General features: G+C 53.6%; 1 tRNA gene and 1 rRNA gene. Both read left to right on the top strand.

Annotated features, from left to right (window positions below):
* Nucleotides 1-1062 (top strand): 16S ribosomal RNA (locus GH664_RS22825); the annotation flags it as partial.
* Nucleotides 1063-1130: 68 nt separating this feature from the next.
* A tRNA-Ile gene (locus GH664_RS22820) sits at nucleotides 1131-1207 on the top strand.
* Nucleotides 1208-1257 lie beyond the last annotated feature (50 nt).

Here is a 1257-nt window from a genome sequence, read left to right as displayed (position 1 = left end):
GACGTTACCCGCAGAAGAAGCACCGGCTAACTCCGTGCCAGCAGCCGCGGTAATACGGAGGGTGCAAGCGTTAATCGGAATTACTGGGCGTAAAGCGCACGCAGGCGGTTTGTTAAGTCAGATGTGAAATCCCCGGGCTCAACCTGGGAACTGCATCTGATACTGGCAAGCTTGAGTCTCGTAGAGGGGGGTAGAATTCCAGGTGTAGCGGTGAAATGCGTAGAGATCTGGAGGAATACCGGTGGCGAAGGCGGCCCCCTGGACGAAGACTGACGCTGAGGAGCGAAAGCGTGGGGAGCGAACAGGATTAGATACCCTGGTAGTCCACGCCGTAAACGATGTCGACTTGGAGGTTGTGCCCTTGAGGCGTGGCTTCCGGAGCTAACGCGTTAAGTCGACCGCCTGGGGAGTACGGCCGCAAGGTTAAAACTCAAATGAATTGACGGGGGCCCGCACAAGCGGTGGAGCATGTGGTTTAATTCGATGCAACGCGAAGAACCTTACCTGGTCTTGACATCCACGGAAGTTTTCAGAGATGAGAATGTGCCTTCGGGAACCGTGAGACAGGTGCTGCATGGCTGTCGTCAGCTCGTGTTGTGAAATGTTGGGTTAAGTCCCGCAACGAGCGCAACCCTTATCCTTTGTTGCCAGCGGTCCGGCCGGGAACTCAAAGGAGACTGCCAGTGATAAACTGGAGGAAGGTGGGGATGACGTCAAGTCATCATGGCCCTTACGACCAGGGCTACACACGTGCTACAATGGCGCATACAAAGAGAAGCGACCTCGCGAGAGCAAGCGGACCTCATAAAGTGCGTCGTAGTCCGGATTGGAGTCTGCAACTCGACTCCATGAAGTCGGAATCGCTAGTAATCGTGGATCAGAATGCCACGGTGAATACGTTCCCGGGCCTTGTACACACCGCCCGTCACACCATGGGAGTGGGTTGCAAAAGAAGTAGGTAGCTTAACCTTCGGGAGGGCGCTTACCACTTTGTGATTCATGACTGGGGTGAAGTCGTAACAAGGTAACCGTAGGGGAACCTGCGGTTGGATCACCTCCTTACCTTAAAGAAGCGTACTTTGCAGTGCTCACACAGATTGTCTGATGAAAATGAGCAGTAAAACCTCTACAGGCTTGTAGCTCAGGTGGTTAGAGCGCACCCCTGATAAGGGTGAGGTCGGTGGTTCAAGTCCACTCAGGCCTACCAAATTTGCACGGCAAATTTGAAGAGGTTTTAACTACATGTTATGGGGCTAT

This window comes from Thauera sp. 2A1, assembly GCF_009469595.2.
GTDB lineage: Bacteria > Pseudomonadota > Gammaproteobacteria > Burkholderiales > Rhodocyclaceae > Thauera.
The sequence above is the reverse complement of the archived record's forward strand: the minus strand, read 5'-3'. Positions and strand labels throughout refer to the sequence as shown.